Annotated in this window: 11 protein-coding genes; 6 read left to right on the top strand and 5 right to left on the bottom strand. The window is 39.8% G+C overall.

Annotation, left to right across the window (positions count from 1 at the left end):
- Positions 1 to 422: HAD-IC family P-type ATPase (locus IQ246_RS21920; RefSeq protein WP_194005450.1), on the top strand; the 422-nt coding region annotated here is incomplete at its 5' end.
- Between the two features lie 16 nt (positions 423 to 438).
- On the top strand, positions 439 to 666 hold the full coding sequence (locus IQ246_RS21915) for a hypothetical protein (protein ID WP_194005449.1): 228 nt from the start codon (positions 439 to 441) through the stop codon (positions 664 to 666).
- A 345-nt stretch (positions 667 to 1,011) separates the two neighbouring features.
- Here IQ246_RS21915 and IQ246_RS21910 read toward each other — a convergent pair whose 3' ends face one another.
- Complete coding sequence (locus IQ246_RS21910; RefSeq protein WP_194005448.1) at positions 1,012 to 1,437, bottom strand: heavy metal-responsive transcriptional regulator; 426 nt, start codon at positions 1,435 to 1,437, stop codon at positions 1,012 to 1,014.
- A 193-nt stretch (positions 1,438 to 1,630) separates the two neighbouring features.
- Positions 1,631 to 1,753 carry a hypothetical protein gene (locus IQ246_RS30990; RefSeq protein WP_255515613.1) on the bottom strand — a complete coding sequence of 41 codons (123 nt, stop codon included), beginning with the start codon at positions 1,751 to 1,753 and terminating at the stop codon, positions 1,631 to 1,633.
- A 119-nt stretch (positions 1,754 to 1,872) separates the two neighbouring features.
- Here IQ246_RS30990 and IQ246_RS21905 point away from each other — a divergent pair, with 119 nt between their 5' ends.
- The gene (locus IQ246_RS21905; RefSeq protein WP_194005447.1) at positions 1,873 to 2,961 is read left to right on the top strand and encodes an aromatic ring-hydroxylating dioxygenase subunit alpha; all 1,089 of its coding nucleotides are present in this window, start codon (positions 1,873 to 1,875) and stop codon (positions 2,959 to 2,961) included.
- A 959-nt stretch (positions 2,962 to 3,920) separates the two neighbouring features.
- Positions 3,921 to 4,223, top strand: coding sequence for an RNA-binding protein (locus IQ246_RS21900; protein ID WP_194005446.1), 303 nt, complete (start codon positions 3,921 to 3,923; stop codon positions 4,221 to 4,223).
- 337 nt (positions 4,224 to 4,560) lie between these two features.
- On the opposite strand, the gene IQ246_RS21895 is transcribed toward IQ246_RS21900, so the two are convergent.
- Positions 4,561 to 4,887 (bottom strand): hypothetical protein, encoded by a 327-nt coding sequence (locus IQ246_RS21895; protein ID WP_194005445.1) that lies wholly within the window; start codon positions 4,885 to 4,887, stop codon positions 4,561 to 4,563.
- Positions 4,888 to 5,983: 1,096 nt separating this feature from the next.
- On the opposite strand from IQ246_RS21895, the gene IQ246_RS21890 reads away from it, so the two are divergent.
- Together IQ246_RS21890 and IQ246_RS21885 are read left to right on the top strand one after the other, a co-directional pair.
- Positions 5,984 to 6,991 carry a polysaccharide deacetylase family protein gene (locus tag IQ246_RS21890; RefSeq protein ID WP_244142118.1) on the top strand — a complete coding sequence of 336 codons (1,008 nt, stop codon included), beginning with the start codon at positions 5,984 to 5,986 and terminating at the stop codon, positions 6,989 to 6,991.
- Positions 6,992 to 7,234: 243 nt separating this feature from the next.
- Entirely contained in the window at positions 7,235 to 8,020 is a 786-nt protein-coding gene (locus tag IQ246_RS21885) for a glycosyltransferase family 2 protein (protein WP_194005444.1), read from the top strand.
- A 396-nt stretch (positions 8,021 to 8,416) separates the two neighbouring features.
- Here IQ246_RS21885 and IQ246_RS30545 read toward each other — a convergent pair whose 3' ends face one another.
- Both IQ246_RS30545 and IQ246_RS21875 read right to left on the bottom strand, forming a co-directional pair.
- Positions 8,417 to 8,752 (bottom strand): SMR family transporter, encoded by a 336-nt coding sequence (locus tag IQ246_RS30545; protein WP_194005443.1) that lies wholly within the window; start codon positions 8,750 to 8,752, stop codon positions 8,417 to 8,419.
- A 386-nt stretch (positions 8,753 to 9,138) separates the two neighbouring features.
- Entirely contained in the window at positions 9,139 to 14,460 is a 5,322-nt protein-coding gene (locus tag IQ246_RS21875) for a translocation/assembly module TamB domain-containing protein (RefSeq protein ID WP_194005442.1), read from the bottom strand.
- Between the last annotated feature and the right edge of the window lie 3,191 nt (positions 14,461 to 17,651).

Here is a 17,651-nt window from a genome sequence, read left to right as displayed (position 1 = left end):
CCCATCCCCAATGCCCAATGCCCAATGCCCCATCCCCCATCCCCTATTCCCTTGTCGCAATGGTAGGTGATGGCATTAATGATGCACCAGCACTAGCACAGGCCGATGTAGGAATTGCCATTGGTACAGGAACAGATGTGGCGATCGCGGCTAGCGACATTACCCTAATTTCTGGAGACTTGCAGGCGATCGTCACAGCCATTCAACTCAGCCGCGCCACCATCAACAATATTAAGCAAAATCTCTTCTTTGCCTTTATTTACAACGTTATCGGCATTCCCATTGCGGCAGGAATTCTATTCCCCATCTTTGGTTGGTTACTCAATCCAATTATCGCTGGAGCCGCGATGGCTCTTTCCTCGCTCTCTGTAGTCACCAATGCCCTGAGATTGCGTAACTTTCGACCAAAAGCCACGTCATAATTGCAGAAGATAACCAATGTTCAGCAAAAAAATGCTTTGGGTAAGCCTCATAGCTTTAGTACTTCTCACTGGAATATCAAGCGTAGCCTTAGCAAAAATCCCAGCTTCGGCGTTAGAGCAAACCAGCCAATTTCACTGCATCGAGCAACCTTTGGGATTGAAAGTAGGTGTTGCGATGGTTGGGTTTGCCTTAATTGGACTAGAGTTATGGTGGTTTCTCCTCTATAAAAGTCCCAAGTCCTAAGTTTTGATAAGAGGCAGTCTTGCTGGGGGAACTAAAGGTACAAGGCTCACCCGCAAGTGGCGTGATTTTTCCCCCTGCTCCCTTGCTAAGAGCTCCCCTGCTTTTTGATTTTTGAGCTATTCCCGCCAGCAGCCCCACGGCGTCACGGAGCGCGGCGCGGGGAGTATATAGGAATCATATTTGATTTCTGAAAAAAATTCAGTAGATCTTTATTACTTCTTCTCCATGCCCCATTCCCCATTGCCTCTTCGCCCCTAATCCCCAAAGGGGGCCCCGAGTTCCCCAGAGGGGGCCCCACCTTCTCCATTCGGTGTCTCTACGAGTCAGTTCACGAATCAAATCGGATTACTTCTCAGCACTGTTTTGGATAATGGGACAAATTGTGCCCTCCTGCTGACTACTCATATTTTTCCACCCTGAAAGTAATCCCTGTATTTCAGACTGTAAGGTTAATAACTGATCAATTTGGCTATCTATTTGTAAAAGCTTATCTTCTAGCTTTTCTTTGATATCACCACAAGGAAGCTGTCCTTGGTCATAGACTTGAAGAATCGCCCCAATTTCTTCTAGGCTAAGACCAAGATTTTGCGCTCTTTTAATGAAGGCTAGACGAGTAAGTACATCAAATGAAAACTGCCGAAAGCCTCCCTCTGTTCGTCCTAACGATTTGAGTAAACCTAAACTTTCGTAATAGCGAATTGTCCTGATAGGGACTCCGCTCATATCTGTTACCTGACCAATTAAAAGCAGTTTTTTATCCTGAGTTAACATGGCAGATTATCCCAACTCTTATGATTATTATTACATATTTACAGGGCTAGTCACTTCTTGTACATCTTCGCAAAATATTGGTATTAATAATCTGAATATTTATCTAATTAGCAATTTTACCAAGTTCTCCTTTTTTAAAGATTTATTATTAACAGGAACACCGCTCCTCTCCCTGGGTACTGGGAAAACATTCCTAAATATGTTTGGGATTAGAGCAAATTCCATAATTTTTCATTTGAATACCAATGCCCAATGCCCAATGCCCAATCCCCAATGCCCAATGTCCAATGCCCAATGCCCAATGCCCAATGCCCAATGCCCAATCCCTTTTACTTAATTGTGCGATCGCCCTTTGCAGTACTGTAAATAACTGTTTATCTAAAATTAATATGCTAATTCTAGATCAACCGCTTCACTTTAAGCGAAACCCTAAAAATGAATGTAAACTCGCAGAATCTAAGCTCGAATCATAGACCGAAAACTTTTAATAACCCAGAGCGTTTTATTGAAGGATGGTATTGGGTAATACCATCTAACAATCTGCGGGTAGGTGAGGTAAAACCTATCACAATTTTAGGCAGAGAATTAGTGATTTACCGTGGTGAAGACAGAAGGGTAATTATTTTTGATGCGTACTGTCCACACATGGGCGCTCACCTTGCAGAAGGCAAAGTTGAAGGTAATGAACTGCGCTGTTTTTTCCACCACTGGAAGTTTGATGCTGAAGGGCTTTGTGTTGATGTCCCTTGTTTAGATGAGCCGCTTCCCACGAAGTTAAAAGTTTGGCCTACCGCAGAGAAGTACGAGACCATTTGGATTTGGACTGGGGAAATTCCACAACTACCCTTACCCTATATTCCAGAGTTAGAACAAAAGGAGTGTGATGTTACCTTTGCTTCCCGTTTAGTGACAAACTGTCACCCCAATGTAGTAATGATTAATGTAATCGATGCTCAACACTTCAATACAGTTCACAAACTGCCATTAAAAGTTGACTTTGAAAAACATGAACTAAATCAGAATGCAATTATCTTCAACAACATTACACTTTTCGGTGGAGATTCATTTTTTATTAAGCTGATCAGTCGCTTTTACAAAAATGCTGTAACTTACAGTATTTGCTACTGGTACGGCAGTACTGGTATGGTAACATTTGGCCCTGATTTTCTGCATTTACACTTTATGATTTCCTTGCGCCTTATAGAAGAGGGGAAAGCTGAAATTATAACCCTATTGATGATTAAGAAACGCCGAGGATTTATCGGTCAATTGTACAATCGAGTTGTGCTGTGGCTAACTAAGATTTGGGGTAAAAACTTTATTAAGGGTGACACTAAACTTTTCCAAACAATTCAGTTTGATTTGAAAACCCCTATCAAGGCAGACCGGTCAATAATGCAGTTTATCAATCATCTGGAAAGACAGAAACCCTTAATGTGGAAAACTTGGCAGTTAGCGCGATCGCCAAATGTGGAAAGCAAGCAAAACCGTGATAAATGGCGAGAAGAGATGACTAATGACTAATAAACGTTAACAATCAAACAAAACTACTTGAGAATTGTAGATTTAATAATCCACAACTTTCGCAGGCTGCGTTAGTAACGTAATGCACTAAGAGGATGTTAAACAAAAGTTTTGCGTTTTGTTTAATTCACGTCCCTTAACTTTGAACTTACTTTTGCTGAGGTAGCATTCTTATAAAAAGAAGTGGCAAAGCCACTTCTTAATTCCCAGGTAGAACCTAAAAATGAGTATAACTATTATACAACTTGAAAATCGTATAAATTGACACCAAATATTCTAATGTCTCAGTTTTGCTGATTTTCAGGTTAAGAAAATTGGCATCTCATACTGCAAATAACTGTACATTTACTAAATATTTATGATTCCAATTTGAACTCAATTTTATCCAGCTAATCGCTAATATGCGTTAGTTTTATCTTATCTTTAGCAAGCAGTTGTTTTAATTGAAACTTAACTACTGTACTAGCCTCAATCGCTAAATCTGCCCATAGCTATATTTACTTTATGGCTGGGGATATGCTAGCTCTACCTGACGTATATTGTAGTTTTTGCTGCGATCGCTACCACCATACTAAAAATACTCGGATCTACCTACACAGAAAATATTCGGTACTTTCTGTTCTCTGGCTGAACAGAGGGATGATCACGGAAATAAACACTAAAATCAACACCAAACAAGCTTATAATAATTATCCCTGCCAGATTCGACCGATTATCCCGACGCAGTATCAATTTGGGTAGAAAAGTACAATGCTTAATTAAATTTTGGTAGCAGTTTTTCGTATAATGCTTTATATATTGCAATGAGTAAAAACTAAATGCTGTGCTAACGTAATAGATGAGAATGAAATTCGGTGGCAGCGTTTGTTTTTAGTATTGACAGGCTTTTCCCTTTTGGTATTTACAGACTTTTCTCCGAAATCTAAATCTCTACACACTTCTGACTTTGGAGACAATGTATGTCAATTTATGTAGGTAATTTATCCTACGAGGTCACGCAAGAAGACCTCACCTCTGTTTTTGCAGAACATGGTTCTGTAAAGCGAGTTCAGCTACCTACTGATCGTGAGACAGGGCGTCCACGTGGGTTTGCTTTTGTAGAAATGGGTACAGATGCTGAAGAAACAGCTGCCATTGAAGCTCTTGATGGTGCAGAGTGGATGGGTCGTGACCTCAAAGTAAATAAGGCTAAACCCAAGGAAGACAGAGGTTCCTTTGGTGGTAACCGAGGTGGTGGTAGCAACTTCCGTAACCGTTACTAAGCTAAATAGACTAAATTGAATGGCACTAAGATCAAAGCAAGCCCGTTGAAGTAAGTAATTTAAGGGTTATCTTAGTGCCATTTTCCTATGAAAGAGCTTTTTTAAAGGGCTTCAAAATTCTCTTCAATACCAGCCCTATAGCAGTTAGTCAAGGAAAATTTGTTTAACAAGTATAAGCTAAGCTGTTAGACCAATTCACTACAAAAAATAGTGATATGGGACTTACGCACTGTACAAATGCATCGTATCGAACCGCCTTCTCTACGATCCACTACGTGAACGCGCAGCGTCTGGTAGAGAAGAACGCCGAGAATTCGTAGAGTGTGCGTAAGTCCTATCAATGAATTACATCTAATCTATGGTTATTAGAACTTACGCAACTGGCACACAAGGCTTCTGGTATAAGAGTCAAGGGGAGCCACTGCGCCCTTGCGGCTCTGCCGACTTGTTCGCGCAGCGTCTTTGACAGGAGAAGCAAGTGGCGTTCAAAAATCAAGGTTTTTTGGACTTTTGACCTTTGACTCTGGACAACCTCAACGAAAAAACAAAGTCCGCCTGCGCGGACTAACCAAAAATCAAGGTTTTCCAACCCACGTTCGCGTAGCGTTCCGCAAGCAAAGGTGGGTTTTGCCTGTGTAGCCAACTGCGTTGGGCGGGTTCCCAAGGCACTCCGTTGGGCGGCTATGCCGACTTGAAGGAAGTGGCGCGCGATTTCTAATCGCTGAGTTTGGTATTAATTTAGACTTTTCAAACACCCTCTAATAGTGGTATTAAATATTTCTCATCAAGCTACTTGTGGTAAACTACATGCTAATTTTTTCAAGAGTCCCAAGAACAATCATTTTGTGGATTATTCCAAAGCTCTTTTCAGCCGCAAAATTGCGGAACAAAAGTATATTAATATCAAGCAAATAGCCATACTAAAAAAGTTAATAATGTAGAGAGCCATGCCAATAACTATCAAGGCTGAACTGGAGTAATTGGTATTGTTGATTACAAGTTTGAAGAAAGTGGAGAGATAGGAGTAGAATTAAAGTTTACAAGAAAATTTTACACATTTCAACAAGAAAATTTTACATATTTCAGCAGAAAAATCATATATTTTGTTGATTGCATGTGATATTTGCATTATAAGTGTAAAAAAAAATAGCGTAGAATTACTGTAAAAGGTATTGCCTTCTCCGCAAAATATATGTATTGTTAAAATTGACTTTTATAAAAAATACAAAGATGCAATAGCTTGCATCTGAACTAACACCAAATATTAGTAAAGATGCGCTTATTTACCCCCCAGTTGTTGCCGTTTCTCCTGACCAAGGAGAGTCAGTGCATTGCGGAAGCTCCCTTTGTTGTAGCACCTAGTGTGCAGATACAGAGGTTTAGATTGAATGCATCTTCATAAAGAAATACTGTAAGTCCTACCAAGGAAGTAAAAAATAAGTTTGCATCTTACCAAATGTACTCTGCCTAGTTAAAGAGCGGTTTAAATTGAGCGCATTATAATTTACCCTATTGCACTCAAAATGATACATCATACATCTGTTTGGTAAAGAGATAGGTAGCTGTGTAGCTGCCTGTTAACTGGTCTAACGTACTTCTATATAGATGTGCGTCTCTCTGTAAACTTCTAATTGGGGCGCTAATTATAAATGATATTTGGGTATTTAACCTCAGACGTAAACTTTCCTCTGTGCATCTAATCCCTAATCCCCTTCAAATCAATCAAGAAAAATTAGTCTAAACCTATACTTAATATCCTTATGAAAAACAATGTATATTTACACGACCAAATTTCTAAGCAAATGGTGAAAACTAATTCACCAGGGAACAAACCGATAGCCAGTCTTTCTATAGATTTGGATAACCTCTGGTCTTATATGAAAGATCATGGCGATCCTGGTTGGGAGACTTTGCCCTCTTACCTGGATATTGTAGTACCCCGGTTTTTGGATATTTTCAAGCAATTGAATTTGACAATTACAGTGTTCGTTGTAGGTCAGGATGCAGCTCTTAAAAAGAACCATCAGGCATTACAAGCGATCGCTGCTAATGGTCATGAAATTGCCAACCACTCCTTTCACCATAATCTCTGGCTAAATCGATACTCAGAGGATGAAATTGAACAAGAGCTACTACTAGCCGAAAAGCACATCCAGCACGCCACTGGTCAGCGCCCCATTGGATTCCGAAGTCCAGGATACAGTCTATCTCCTACGGTATTGCAAGTCCTAGCACGACAGGAATACCAATATGATGCTTCTATTTTTCCGACATTTTTGGGGCCAGTGGCACGGGCTTACTTCATGATGACCTGTAAGCTGAGCAAGGAAGAACGCGCGAAACGCAAAGCTTTGTTTGGCAGTTTCAAAGACGGTTTGCAAACCCTCAAGCCTTACCAATGGTGTATGGGTAAGTATAAGCTGACTGAGATTCCTGTCACCACGATGCCGATTTTTAAAATGCCAATTCACTTCAGCTACTTAATGTATCTGAGTGTATTTTCTCCAGGGTTGGCGTTGCTTTACTTCCAAATTGCTCTCTGGCTGTGCAAAGTTACAGGCACTCAGCCATCTTTACTACTGCATCCTACAGACTTTTTAACTCAAGAGGATGTGCCAGAGCTAGCATTCTTCCCTAGTATGAACCTTCCTACTCATAAGAAGCTAGCAACGTTACGCAAAGCACTGAAGCTTTTATCCAATCAGTTCAATGTTTTGACTGTTGGACAACACGCCGCATCCCTAACTAGAGTTCGTCAGCCTGTGTAGATATGTAACAACGAGTTGCATAGACGCGTTGATTTTAAAGTGTGTAATGCCTATTAAGGATTGAATAATCTTTTCAGATCAGAACTCAAGCAGATGATAGTGTGGCAGCACATATCAATCAAACCAAGAAAGTGCAACCATTACAAGTTTTAAACTATTCAAGCTTAGTTCTAACAATAGCTAACGTTATTACTCAATTATGGAAATTTGAGTAATGGTTTTTAAAACTTAAACGAGGAACTTATGGGACTTTTTATTCTTTTACCTGCCTACAATGAGCAAGAGTCTATTGCTCCTTTATTCAAGAGGTTTCAGTTATTGCAGAGTCTCTGCAATATGGATATAAAATTGATTTTTGTCGATGATGGTAGTACTGATGCAACTGCTAAAACCGCTCTGGATGAATCGCAGTCACTTGGTATATCACTTAAATTAGTACAGCATGTCAAAAATGCTGGTTTAGGTCAAGCTATAAAAACAGGTTTCACAACCTTTTTGGAAGTGTCTGAAGAAGGCGATTTTCTAGCCGCTATGGACTGTGACAACACCCAACCACCAGAACTACTAATGAAAATGTATGACATCATGGTGGGTGGTACTTATGATATTGCCATAGCATCCAGATATCAAAAAGGCGCTAAAGTTATAGGCTTATCGCCATTGAGAGTACTGACGAGTTATGGAGCCAGTTGGCTGTTTAGAATTGCGGCTCCTATATCTGGTGTAAGGGATTACACTTGTGGCTATCGAATGTACAATCGTTATTTTCTTGTTAGTCTTTTTGAGTATTATGGCAACAATTTATTCACTGAGAAAGGGTTTGCCTGTATGGTAGATTTGCTATTGAAAGCAAAAGTACTTAAACCCAAAGTTGCTGAGGTTCCAATGGTTTTGAGATATGACCAAAAGCCGACTGCTAGCAAAATGAAAGTACTTAAAACTATTGCTCAAACACTGAGACTGTTGTCAAAAAATCTATTGCTTACGTGGAAAACCTACAATTTACGGTCGGTTCGCCCATTGAGATGAGCTATATTACAGTGGTGAAAACTTAACTTGCGATCGCATCCTATAAATAGGGAGCATCCATTTTTGGAAGAAACACCGGGCGATTTCTAGTCTGTTCGCGTAGCGTGCGCCTTAGCGCAGGGCGATCTGCCAAAACGGCATACTCCCTATAAATACCTGAAGATATAGCATAATAATTAACCCAAATTCCTTTATCCTGGGAAAATGGGTTTTTTGTTTTAAATTACTATAGGACTCCTATTTGATTTTTGAAAGAACTGCGTACACCTCTAACTCCCTTTTTCGCATTTCCCATTCCCTATCCCCTATCCCCCATTCGGTGTCTCTACAAGTCAGTTCACGAATCAAATCGGATTACTATATTAACCTATCAAATTTAGTTGCAATTGATGATGATTAACTATGATTTAATGTAAAGATGCCAAGACCAATCAACAATAGGGCAATAATCTGTTTAACTCCAAAAGGTTCTCCCCAAAGTAAGTGAGCTAAGAAAGACACGACAGCATAGCTGATAGCAACAGTGGGATAAGCTACGGAAATTGGGATCTTTTTAAGAGCATATATATAAAACAAAGCAGCGACAAAATAAGAAACTAGTCCGACTAGAACATAGGGCTGTAAAAATAAGTTTATTTTACTGCCAAAACTTTGCAAAGCCCCTGCCTTCAGACTAAGTTGTCCTCCAATACCAATGAAAATTGAGATCAGTAATGCAAAATAAGAATTCACTATATTATTCCCTTATATTAATTTACAATTGATTATCTGTAAAAAGATCTATGTTGTTACAACACTAGATTTAAATGAATGTGATTTTAACTTGTTGTATTTTACAACATCCTAAATAGAAGATGCAAGTACTTTGAGAAACCAACAACATTATCTACTTCAATAAACACGATTAATAAATGTAAAATCAAACTTTTGCTTGTAGTTAACGATTAATTTCTCTGTGCAAGAATATAAAGGGTCAGAACCACTTCCTACAAGTTTTTATTAAAATGCTTAGATTACAAATCGTTGGATGAGCATTGTCCACAAAAAATTATGCCCATTTTAAAAAAGTAGAGAAATTACATTGCAATGTCTCTAAAAATTGCAATGTAACGTCTCTATTAAAATCGGGTTTCATACTCAAATAGGAATTGATTTACATCTCCTAAATTAGTTGAGCCACGCATCAGAATTTCGTCATTGAGTCGATAGAGCAGATTGTAACGGAAAGACTCATTGGTAGAAAGGGGCCGAGATAAAGAAGCAGAGAAATTATTATTGATGTTAAACACACCCTCTGCTGACAAATCGAGAACTGAAGATTTCCTTGATGCTTGATTAGTTACAGGAGTGGGAAATATCCGAAATTCGCTAAAACCAATAGCTTGTCCGATCGCAGTGATACTTCCTTGCAGACCACCTAAAATAGTAGAGCCAGCTAAATTAGTCAGCCCTTGTGTTGCATCTCCTGTTTGACCGAAAGAACTAAGAATAGAGCCACCCAATAGAGCAACGATTTCTCCTCTACTACGGCTAGGTTCACTCGTCAGTTCTAGATTTTCGCTCAATTCACTAGCTGGGCCATTGACGCTTGCTTGAACCCGCACGGTACGTAAAGTACCAAAATTAGTAGCAGAAACATCGCTGATTTCAGCAGAAACAGGTGATTCTAAAATTCGACTGCTAGTCGCCGAAGCTTCAGGGACAATTGAGACAAGCCGAACATCTAGGATAGGGTCAAGTCCTTGACTAGGAATAAACCGTGCAGTTTGTTCATAGCCCCGCGCCAAGGTGAACTCAGTTGAAAACAAGCTGAGTCGTCCTCCCGTCAGACGAATGACTCCTTCAGGAAGGGGCTTCGCTAAAGTACCATTAACGCTTAGGTCGCCTTTTGCTTGAAAGCTTAGTATGGGCTGACTAAACGTGGTTCCTCCAGGTACAAAGCCTAGTAGAGGCTGACTAGTAACGCGAACATCGTCGCCCAGAACCAGCCGTAAATCTGTAAACTCTATAGGTAAGTTGGGTCGAGTTGTAGCTGTTGTTTTAGCGTTATTGTCTCTTGTAATTGCGGTGTTACTGCTAGCTTCTGTAATTGCGGCGTTACTGCTAGCTTCTGTTGTAGTTGATTGTGAGCTAGCAGTAGTAGTAGAGTTTCCAATGATAACTTGACCATCACTGAGCTGAATTTCTCCACCAATTTGAGGTTTTAGCGCTGTTCCCTGGATTACGACACCACCGCTGACATTGCCTTCATACAATCCTGGAAGCTGAAAATCTAGTTCTTTTTCTATTGATACTGTAAGTGGATTCGATACAGATTGTTGAGCAGCAAAAATGGGGAGAATTCCTGATGCAGCGACTCGCCCTTGATTATAACTGCCTTGAATGCCTTCGGCGTTTAGCGTATTGCCATTAAATTTTAGTTGTCCTGTGACATTTGTTAGAGGAGCAGATAACGCCTGAGCGCGAAAAGTAGCATTGTTAATTGTGGCATTCCCATTAATAATCGGCTGGTTTAATGTACCTTGAACGTTTAAATCTACTTGTCCTTGACCGTCTACCCAAGAAACTTGATTGTTAGTAAACAAGTTTAACAGTGCTAATCCTTCATTGTTTACACTGGCGTTGATGCTGATTTGATTGTTATCTGGTTGCACTGCGGCAAAAGGCAAAGCAGCAGGTATACTACCTGTAATTGCCACTGGTTGTGTCCCTGTCACCAACAAAGTACTATCAAAATTCAAGCGAGCATTGTTGTAGTCAAAGTTTACCTGTCCTGTTTGCACAGGTTGCCTATTTAAAGTCGCATTGGCCAGCGTTACTTCCCCATTGACTCTGGGATCTTTTAAACTACCTGCTAAGTTGGCGATCGCATTTACCAATCCACTAATATCTACAGGGTATCTTTGGATAAATGGGTCTAAAAGCGATAGAGGTAAGCTGGTTACACTCAACTGTCCAGATAGTTGTTCAGTTCCTAACTGTCCGGAAAAAGCCACCAGTCCTTGATTGATACCAACACGCAATGGCGACAGTGTTATAGTACCATCTGCCAAAGTGCCTTTAGCAACGACTTCATTAAGGGAGTAATTACCCCATTGCCAATTAGCACCTTGAAAATTAAAACCAACATTCAACCCAGTCTTTAACGAGCCTGTTGCTTGAATTGCTCCACTCAAAGCACCCGTTAATTCTGCAAGGGTTGGTAAAGACGGTGTTTGTGCTGGCTCTGAGCGTTGTTGTTTTGCTATCAGTGCTTGATTTTTTGAGAAATATTCTAACTGTGTTTTCAAATCTGCATCAGGCAAACTAATAGGGGTGGTGTTGAGTACTTCTGCTCCAGCCAAATCTGGAGGCTGTAACCCTCCGCCTAAGTCTTGAAAGTCGAAGATATTGAACGCTTGTAGGAGTCTCTCAATTCTGGTTTGCTCAAAATTAGCTTGGACTTGAAATTGGGGATCATTCCCTGTTTTTAAACTTCCACTCAGGGCAATATTGCTGTCTGCTATTCGCAATTGACCATTAGTCAACTTAGCAGCACCATTAACATAATTGATGTTACCTCGAAATTCGTCTGCTGTGACTCTGGCAACGCGAGGCTGTGCGATCGCAATATCTCCGTCAACTGCATAGTTGTTAAGATTCACAACTAAATTTCCCGATAATATCCCGCCAAGAGGTTTCAACGTATTGTTAGGTACAAAACCCCCAACCAGAGCTATGGGAAACTGCTGAGCGTTGATCACCAAGTTATCACCCTCAGTTCTACCTGTGGTAACTGCCCCATCCCGTCGGAGTAAAAATGAGGTTGGGCGATAATCTGCACCAAGGTTAAGCGCTATCCTATCTTGAGTACCCGCAAGTTGTAGATTTGCGCCTTGTCCCCCTTGAAAATTCACGTTTCCAGTTAAAAGTGGGTCAAAAGCCAAATTACTAACGTTGAAATTCCGCAACCGGATATTGCCAGTAGCTTTCGGAACATTAGGAGTGCCTGTAATTTGCCCATTAAAATCAAGTAGTCCCGCTATTGCTAAGTCTCCAGGAACTTTAAAGCCAGTATTTTTGAGGTTAAAATTCTGTGCTAGTACATTCAGATTAAAACTAGATATTTGGGGTGTACCATCTAATTGAACTGCGATCGCACCATTAGCGCTCAATCCTGGGGTAGTTGCGCGTTGGACAATAATCTGCTCTCCATTCCACTGAACTTGAGCTGTCAGCGGTTTTGCTAACAGTGCTAACCCTTGAGAAACACGGATTTGTCCGTCGGCTCGAATATCTGCAAGCTGGAAAGATGCTGTTGTCCCTGTCAACTGAATGTTGCTATTGAGCCGTCCTTGTAGTTGTGGTGAAAAACGGTTGAGTTGAATTTGGGAAACATTTACAAGCCCTTGCCAGCGACCATCATCAAGGTTAAGATTTCTGAGATTAACCGTACCTCCTGCCACACTCAGGTTTGCTTGCCCTGTGGCTTGAATCGTTGAGGGTTGGAATGAAGTAGTACTTCCTGACAAATTCAACGCCGCATTATTTAAGACACCTTGAAACTGGGCTGGTATCTGCTTAAAACGACTCAACTGAACCTGCTCAGCACTGACAAAAGCCTGCCAGCCTTGTTGGGCAACCTGTCCCCTAGCCCTGATTATATTGCCTGCTACATTTAATACAGCACTGGTAAATAAGATATTCTGCCCTTGTTGAGTAGCAACAATTTGTCCTGTAGTGGGATATGTGCCAGTGGGTGCTTGTAGCTGTGCGACTGCTCGTAGGTTGCTTAGAGTGCCAGAAACCTTGGTATTTGCTGATACAGTGCCAATAGTGACAGATGAATTGTTGTTCGTTTTCGCTATCGCATCCCCTGGTAAATTCTTGGCTTGAGCATTAAATGATACTCTTCCCTGGGGTGCTAGTTGAACTTGACCGCTCCCCACAATTTGCCCCCCGGCTGGTGGGTTCGCCTGAACATTGAAAATCTCCAATTCTAACGGCTGTTGGCCAAGGGAGCCGGAAACTTTTGCTTTTGCCGAGATATTTCCAACTGCGATCGGTGGCGTCAAGCCGTAGCTGCGTGCCAGTAAATCCCCGGATACGTCATCAGCTTGAACGTTAAATATTACCTCACCATTAGACCCCAATGTAGCTTGACCACCTCCTGTGATTTGACCACCTGCGGCTGGAACTAATTTAAGATTATCAACGGTAATTTGCGATGCAGTTTTAGATGCACTCAAGCGGAAATCAGTGTTAACAGATTTGAATTGCACACGGTCAACTTGAATGGGTTTTGTGTTGCTTGCTGTACCGCTGAGAACTGGCTGGAGAAGTGGCCCCTGTACTTTTATATCTGCTCGCACTTCTCCAGTAGCGGGGACTGGCGAATTCACATTGAACGTGTTTAAAAGATTTTTAGCACTAACTGATTTGATCTGAGCTGAGATATTAAAACCTGTTTGAGTATTAATTGCTCCATTCGCTAACACGGGAACTTTGCCAAAATTCGTACTCAAATTCTCCAAAGCAATTGTCTGACCCTGGAATCTTAATCTCCCATTGGAATTAACAAACTGTTGAGGAATATTTTGAATTTGAGCAGTGACCTGATTAGCGGTAGCCGTTCCCGTAATAGTTGTTTCTGACTGCTTGGGTGGAATCTGAGCCGCTAAGTCAGCATCTACGCGCCCTGCTTGCAAGACAATTGGCAACTGAATTAATCTACTAACATCAGATGCTTGTAGATTTTGTGCTAAAAGCTTGAGGCTCGTTTGTTGTGTTGTTGGTTGTGTGTCGCCAGCAATTTTAACTGCTCCTCCCCTGGTGAGTTGAGCATTTATGTCATAACTAATTCCCTTGTTTTGAGATAAAAATCGAGCAGCACCACCAACTTGGGTTAATACTACTGAGCCTTTCGGTTTAGTTGGTACTGGGGCTGGTACTAACTCCACATTTGCATTTTGAAGCCGGAGTGTCTGCAACTCAGTTTGAATAGCACCTTTCCCCTCTCCAGTCTTAATTTCAGCTGTAACCCAGCGACCATCTTTATCCTGTTGGATGTATACATTGGGCTGAACTAAGGTGACATCTAATGCTAGTGTTCGAGTCAAGAGAAGTTGTAAAGGTGAAAACTGCACCTCTACGGCTTTAATTGTCACTCGGTCAGGGTCTGTGGGAGTTGCTGGTATAGATAAAGAGCCAAATCTTAAGCCAGAGAGCGAAAAACGTTCAACTTGTCCAAGTTTGATCGGACGCCCAAGCAATTGCTCCAGATTTTGCTCTACTAATGGTGCTAAATCTTTATATACATAATTTATAGCCCACCAAGTAGCGACTGCAATTCCCGTGAGTAAAACCACACCTACAACAAGACTGATACGTCCTAAAAGAAGGAGCTTTAAACGATGGTTAGATGGTTGCTGATCATTTCCTGAATTTGGAGAGCGCGTCATTATCGTTACCAGTATCTTTTTTTGGAGTTAGGCGGGAGACAGGCTAATTGCAGTTGCATCAGCAAGCCACAAGCTATAGCTTCAAAATCTAGCTTTTGTTAAGTAAAAAAACTGTACTCAGTGTTTTTTATTTAAAAATTTCGCCTAGAGTATTGTACTTAATGAAGACTCTCTGACCAGCCCCTTCTCTACGAGAGGCTGCGCCAACGGGGCGGGAACAGGGAATAGGGAATAGGGAACAGGGAACAGAACTAGCCCCGAATATTGGATACAAGCCCCTTAATTGATTAATGGAAAAAATCAAATACTTGAAACCAGATGGCGCAAGCCACGAAGTTTCAATGCGTCCTTACATAAATCCCCTAATTGGAATTATGGGGATTCCCCTGTTGCCTGTTGCCTTTTAACTAGAGTATTAATTGCATCTATCTATTTTAAAGTTTCTAGTCATCCAAATATTTGTTTGATAGATTTTGCTTTCTTTGTGTCGAGCAAAGTACGTATTTATATGTATTTATCTCACGGCAGGTGTATTACCAACAACTATCTTTTGTTAAAAATATTTATATCTTTAGATAGATTTCATTTAGAGATATTCAATAAAAAATGTCGCGTTGCATATTTGCGAGATGATTTATTTCACATAGAGTCGCAGCGACGCCAATTTTTGTAACCAAGCTTAATAAGGATACTGATGTGCAGTAATGCATCCGCCGAGCTTGTGGACTATTTTCAAACAAAGTTAGCCAAATTTGCTTCTCATACTGAAAGGAAATCACTTCTTGAGGTATAGTTGCGATCGCAATCACAAACGGAATCCAAAATCCCAAGGGAAGCAATAGAAACTAGCAAAAAAATTTGAGAGGCGTTTACCTGTATTATTTCATTATCCACGGCAAATATAGGAATCATATTTGATTTGGGAAAAAAATTCAGTACATCTTTATTACTTCTTATCCCCAGAGGGGGCCCCACCTTCTCCATTCGGTGTCTCTACGAGTCAGTTCACGAATCAAATCGGATTACTATAGTAAAGAATTACTATTGAGTAGGCACTTACCCGTAAGTATTGTAAAGCTCAATATTTAGCTAAAATTCCACTTAGTAATAATTTTTTAATTTTATTTCAAACTTTTACCTTTTAATCACTCCAAAGATAGTTTGATTATCGGTAATTTTGAATAGTTAAGCTTCTATCAAATTTGATATTTAATAGACACATCCTAGAGGAAGATGACCAGAAGTAATAGTAGATATAAATTAATCCTGGTGTGTCGAATAACTGCTTTCTATGAAGGTTTAGCTTTCAGCTAAGCCTTTTTTATGGCTGATACAACAGACTTACGTAATACTAGTTTTGAGAATATTTGCATACTCTCTAATGATAGATGTTTGATAAATTAAAGTAGTCAAATTGTACTAATAAATTCTACTTCTATCTGAAGCTTGGTTCAACACCAAGCTTTTATTTTTTAACTAACTAACTTATATAAATTAAGCCTGCGGCGGCTAAAAATCTCAGATGATCTTGAGTTAGCGTATCTCTACTTTGGTGTAGTAGATACTTTAAGATATTGTTGGGCAATTTGTAATAGGCTTGACCCCTCAATATCTCCTTAACAGCTTATAGAATATTTGGAAACATCCTATAGGCAGATGAACTAAAGTAAGAGAAATTATAAATTATCTATATATGGTAAACACTTGGTATATATAGAGGCGTGGCTTTTAGCCATGCTTTTTTTTGTGAGAATATTAAGCGAAACATATAACTAATGGGTGTAAGATACCAATTTTATAATCTCTGGCTATAAGTTCTCATAATTAGACAATGATCTATTAACCTGTAAAATATTAAATACCTACCATAAGAGATAATTATTTAGAAAAAACTGCTGATTTATGGTCTAAAATTACTATATATAAATTTAGCATTCACCTAAGCTTTTTTCTCGGATAGACTGCCTAAGTAAAGCGATTTTCATACCATATATATCTCAATATTCATATCATTCTATGGGTAGTCGAAATAACTATTTTATAAAGTTACTATTCAGCCTGTTAATGCCTGAAAAACGTGTGTACACCCTGGAATAATACCCAGGGTCTTTTTTTATGGCAAAATCCAGATGGGTTATGCACATATCACCGAAATATGGACTCTCATCTGAATAGCCGCAATTTCTAATCGCCTAATATATTTGCAAAGGTGAGATGCTCAATATCAGCGTTTAGAATATTTTGACACAGCCTATAGGAAGATGATCTGTAAGCAGAGTGGAACTAAATTAATTTAGTACGTTGTTAAGCACAGCAATTATCGAGGTTTGGTTCACTACCAAACCTTTTTTAATAAGCAACCAAATGATTGTATATAGTAATCCGATTTGATTCGTGAACTGACTCGTAGAGACACCGAATGGAGAAGGTGGGGCCCCCTCTGGGGATAAGAGGCAATGGGGAATGGGGCATGGAGAAGAAGTAATAAAGATGTACTGAATTTTTTTCAGAAATCAAATATGATTCCTATACCAGCTTTCAAAATATTTGGATACAACCTATAGGAAGATGAACTAAAGTCACACTAAGTCTAAATTAATCATGGTGTAGTAAATGCTTGGTATATATAGAGGCTTGGCTCGGCCAAGCCTTTTTTATAACTTACTAGGTAATTTTGTATCAATTTTAAATGTGTCTGGGAAAAGCCTATATAAAAATGAATTGTCAGACAATTAAGTCTAAATTAATTAATTTGGCATGTCTGCATAAATAACTAAAAAATCTCGAGATTAAGCGCTTAGCTAAGTATTTCTTATATTTCACTGTTTAATTGCAAAATTAGAATTAAAATTATGTATTAATTGCATTATCTAGGATGCACAAAAGCCCCATAGATGCCATTCTTGTTTATAGGAATAGATGTTGATGGTAATAGACCATACATACCCCCGGTACTAACTGGGGGCTTTTTTGGTTCGTAATTTGCGCTGTCTTCGCTAAAGTGCAAACTACGAACCTATCAAATCAAACTTAACTAACTACTACAGTACATTCGATCTTGATGACTGGAGTTTAGACTAAGCAATGGAAAATGACCCAGCAGGGCTGAGTTAATCAGAGACTTAGCAAAAGTATGAAGAATCTTGGGTATTAAACAGCAACAGATGGTTCTTTAGGTGGTCGTGCTACTG

This window comes from aff. Roholtiella sp. LEGE 12411 (assembly GCF_015206995.1).
Taxonomy (GTDB): domain Bacteria; phylum Cyanobacteriota; class Cyanobacteriia; order Cyanobacteriales; family Nostocaceae; genus Komarekiella.
Note: the sequence above shows the minus strand (reverse complement) of the source record. Positions and strands in the feature narration are given on the sequence as shown.

Excerpts from the sequence above, each read along its gene's own strand:
- IQ246_RS21915 (WP_194005449.1), top strand. The coding sequence starts at position 439 with ATGTTCAGCAAAAAAATGCTTTGGGTAAGCCTCATAGCTTTAGTACTT.
- IQ246_RS21910 (WP_194005448.1), bottom strand. The coding sequence starts at position 1,437 with ATGTTAACTCAGGATAAAAAACTGCTTTTAATTGGTCAGGTAACAGAT.
- IQ246_RS21905 (WP_194005447.1), top strand. The coding sequence starts at position 1,873 with ATGAATGTAAACTCGCAGAATCTAAGCTCGAATCATAGACCGAAAACT.
- IQ246_RS21900 (WP_194005446.1), top strand. The coding sequence starts at position 3,921 with ATGTCAATTTATGTAGGTAATTTATCCTACGAGGTCACGCAAGAAGAC.
- IQ246_RS21890 (WP_244142118.1), top strand. The coding sequence starts at position 5,984 with ATGAAAAACAATGTATATTTACACGACCAAATTTCTAAGCAAATGGTG.
- IQ246_RS21885 (WP_194005444.1), top strand. The coding sequence starts at position 7,235 with ATGGGACTTTTTATTCTTTTACCTGCCTACAATGAGCAAGAGTCTATT.
- IQ246_RS21875 (WP_194005442.1), bottom strand. The coding sequence starts at position 14,460 with ATGACGCGCTCTCCAAATTCAGGAAATGATCAGCAACCATCTAACCAT.